Here is a 3,015-nt window from a genome sequence, read left to right as displayed (position 1 = left end):
AAGGCCAGTTCCTCTGGGGCCTCGACCACCTGCTCGGTTCCTTCCGTCGGCAGTTCGGCGGTGGAAACGTCGCGGAATAGGCGAGTTGCCGCGGTAGGCGAGTTCCAGGACGGGATGGGCCTGTTCGACCGCCACCGTGGGCGTGTCGGCCGGCGTGTCGGCCGCGACAACGACGCTGTCAATCAGTATTCCAGGCCACCCCCACCGGCTGCCGCGGCCGCGGTTTCCTTTTCCTCTGGCTTTTCGGCGACGACGGCCTCGGTAGTGAGGAACAGCCCGGCGATGGATGCGGCGTTCTGCAGGGCGGAGCGGGTGACCTTGGTCGGGTCGATGATCCCGGCCTCGAGCATGTTGACGTGCTCGCCGGTGGCGGCGTCCAGCCCCCACCCCGGTTGCAGGTTGCGGACCTTCTCGACCACGACGCCGCCTTCCAGACCGGCATTGATCGCGATCTGCCGGAGCGGCTCGGTCAACGCGCGGCGCACCATCTCGGCCCCGGTCCGCTCGTCCTCGGCCACGTCCAGCCCGTCGAAGACGGCCTCCGAGGCCAGCAGCAGAGCCACCCCACCGCCGGGAACGATGCCCTCCTCAACGGCGGCCTTCGCGTTGCGGACCGCGTCCTCGATGCGGTGCTTACGCTCCCTGAGCTCGACCTCGGTGGCCGCGCCGGCTTTGATGACGGCCACGCCGCCGGCGAGCCTGGCCAGCCGCTCCTGCAGCTTCTCGCGATCGTAGTCGGCGTCCGACTTCTCGATCTCGCTACGGATCTGGCTGACCCGACCGGCGATCTGGCCCGGGTCGCCGGCGCCCTCGATAATGGTCGTGTCATCCTTGGTGACGATAACCTTGCGGGCCTGGCCAAGCAGGTCGAGGTCGGCGTTCTCCAGCCTGAGACCAACCTCCTCACTGATCACCTGACCGCCCGCCAGAACGGCGATATCGCCGAGCATGGCCTTGCGCCGGTCGCCGAAACCCGGCGCCTTCACGGCCACGGACCGGAACGTACCGCGAATCTTGTTGACGACCAGGGTTGCCAGGGCCTCCCCCTCGACGTCCTCGGCGATAACCAGCAGCGGCTTGCCGGCCTGCATGACCTTCTCCAAGAGCGGGAGCATGTCCTTGACCAGCGAAATCTTGATGTTGGCGACCAGGATGTAGGGGTCCTCCAGGACGCACTCCATCCGCTCCTGATCAGTGATGAAGTACGGCGAGATGTAGCCCTTGTCGAAACGCAGACCTTCGGTGAGCTCCAGCTCGAGGCCGAAGGTGTTGCTCTCCTCGACGGTGATGACGCCGTCCCGGCCGACCTTGTCCATCGCCTCGGCGATGATCTGGCCGATCGCGGTGTCCCCGCCGGCCGAGATCGAGGCCGTTGAGGCGATCTGATCCTTGGTTTCCAGATCCCTGGACAGGTCGGCCAGCTCCCCACAGACCCGCTCGACGGCCAGCTCGATGCCACGTTTGAGGGCGATCGGGTTCGCGCCCGCGGCCACGTTCCGCAGGCCCTCGTGGACCAGTGCCTCCGCCAGGACGGTCGCCGTCGTGGTGCCGTCGCCGGCCACCTCGTCGGTCTTCTTGGCGACCTCCTTGACCATCTCGGCGCCGATCTTCTCATACGGATCTTCGAGCTCGATCTCCCTGGCAATGGAGACACCGTCATTGGTGATGGTGGGAACGCCCCACTTCTTCTCCAGGACGACGTTGCGCCCCTTCGGACCGAGCGTCACCTTCACGGCGCCGGCCAGCTGGTTCATGCCACGTTCCAGCCCGCGCCGTGCTTCCTCCTCGTAAGCGATGATCTTTGGCATGATGGTTCCCCTGAAGCAGAACGTGACCGGACCCCGCGAACATCGCAGGCCCATCCTCACGACATGCAATACCTTAATTACAAATCGTCGGTAGCGCCTGCTGGCGGGGCAAGCCGACCGGCTGGACAGGCCGGGCCTGCCGGGGTCCCGGCGGAGGGCGCGCTGGCGGGTCCGGGTACCAGGCACTCAATCGTACCAGGCACTCAGTCAGCTTTGGCCCTCGGGGCCGGTGCTCTGGCCTTCGGGTCCGGTGCTGATCTCGATGTGCTTGGGCTGGCTCCGCTTGGCCTTCGCCAGCCGGATGGTGAGCACTCCGTCGGCCAGGGTGGCGTGCACCGATTCCGGGTCAATGTCACCCGGCACGGCGATGCGGTGCTCGAACCGGCCCACTGGGCGGCTACGGCGGCGCAGTACTCCCGTGCGTTCCCGCTCCTTGATTTCACCGGTGACGAACAGCTCGTTGTCGCGCAGGTCCACGGAGATGTCCTCCCGGCGTACCCCGGGAAGATCGAGATCGATCACGAACGCGTCATCGGTCTCCTCGATGTCGACCGGCTGCACTATGCCACCCAGCAACCGCGCCGGACGGCCCTCGACGCCGCCCATGACGTCGCCGAGCAGATTGCCCATGCGGGTCCAGGCGTCCTCGATCTCCCGGAACGGATCCCATCGTGCCAGCGTTCCCAGGCCTTCTCCGCGTCGTACGGGTAGTGTCATGATCCTCACTCCTTCCGGCCGGGCCGGCCGGCTATCACCTTTGCGTCCAATTGACTATGCCTTGCCTCTACCCCTGCCTCGCCGGCCCGAAAACTGCGGGCCACGGCCGAGGGACACCCGGCTACAGCCGGCTGTAGGGCCAGAATCGGCTTTAGGACCAGAAACCGGCTGTAGGGCCAGGCGCTGCCTGGTGCTGCCCGTCCTGCCGGGCTCAGCCCCCCGATCCCTGTCCTGCCCCGGCCCGGCCCCGACCGGTGTGGCTCTGCCAGCTCTCCTGGTGCTCCAGCTCCCCTGGCAATCAAGGCCTTTTCGTGATCTCTTCCTTCGCCTGCCGACAAGCGATACTCCGTAGGCAATGCGTTTTGCTGGGCAAATCCTGGATAGGTTCCCTGCTGTGGGGTCGGTTTATCCGAGTGAAGCCTGCTCACGGCGTGGGCATGCCCGATTCGTCATAGGAGTCGAAATGAAATAACTTGCGCGTTTCGAACCC

2 protein-coding genes are annotated in these 3,015 nt (G+C 66.1%); both read right to left on the bottom strand.

The features are described from left to right. Positions 1–182 precede the first annotated feature (182 nt). Complete coding sequence (gene groL / locus ACY5KJ_RS19280) at positions 183–1,808, bottom strand: chaperonin GroEL (protein WP_462188998.1); 1,626 nt, start codon at positions 1,806–1,808, stop codon at positions 183–185. A gap of 207 nt (positions 1,809–2,015) precedes the next feature. Next, positions 2,016–2,525 (bottom strand): Hsp20/alpha crystallin family protein, encoded by a 510-nt coding sequence (locus ACY5KJ_RS19275; protein ID WP_462188999.1) that lies wholly within the window; start codon positions 2,523–2,525, stop codon positions 2,016–2,018. Positions 2,526–3,015 lie beyond the last annotated feature (490 nt).

Source organism: Frankia sp. CcWB3, from assembly GCF_977927595.1.
This window is presented reverse-complemented; position numbering and strand designations above follow the sequence as displayed.